Here is a 675-nt window from a genome sequence, read left to right on the forward strand (position 1 = left end):
AGCGCGGCGCGGCGCTGCGCCGCATTGTGCGCGACCGGCGCGCGTTTTTGGTGCTTGGCGGCACGGGCGCCGGCAAGACAACGCTTCTGTCCGCCATGCTGGCAGAGGTCGACGCCACCGAGCGCATCGTTGTTATCGAGGACACCTTGGAGCTCACGCCGAGCCACCCGCACGTGCTCAACCTGACGTCGCGGGGCGCCAACGCTGAGGGCGCCGGTGAGATCACGTTGTCCGACCTGTTGCGGCAGTCCCTGCGGATGCGCCCGGACCGGATCGTCGTTGGCGAGATCCGCGGCGCTGAGGTGGTTGACCTACTCGCCGCGCTGAACACGGGCCACGACGGCGGCGCCGGCACCCTGCACGCGAACTCGATCCACGAAGTGCCCGCGCGCATGGAGGCGCTCGCCGCGCTAGGCGGGCTCGACCGGCCAAGCCTGCACTCCCAGCTCGCGGCGGCCGTCGAGGTGATCCTCGTGGTCAAGCGGCGCCCCGACGGCTCCCGCGTGCTGCACCAGTTCGGGGTGCTCGAGGGCAACCCGGTGCGCGCGAAGGTGCTGTGGGACTCAGTTGCGGGCGAGGCGGACGGCTACCGGGAGGTGTTCGGGCCATGAACGTAACCGCAGCGCTTCTCGTCAGCGCCGTGATCGCGAGCCGCCCGCCTCGCCCGGCCGCGCG

Annotated in this window: 1 protein-coding gene; it reads left to right on the plus strand. The window is 71.6% G+C overall.

The features are described 5' to 3' along the window. Positions 1–611 (plus strand): ATPase, T2SS/T4P/T4SS family (locus HMPREF0298_RS11240; protein ID WP_006841320.1); only part of this gene is annotated, 611 nt, incomplete at its 5' end. Positions 612–675: the final 64 nt, after the last annotated feature.

Source organism: Corynebacterium lipophiloflavum DSM 44291 (genome assembly GCF_000159635.1).
In the GTDB taxonomy this organism is placed as follows: domain Bacteria; phylum Actinomycetota; class Actinomycetes; order Mycobacteriales; family Mycobacteriaceae; genus Corynebacterium; species Corynebacterium lipophiloflavum.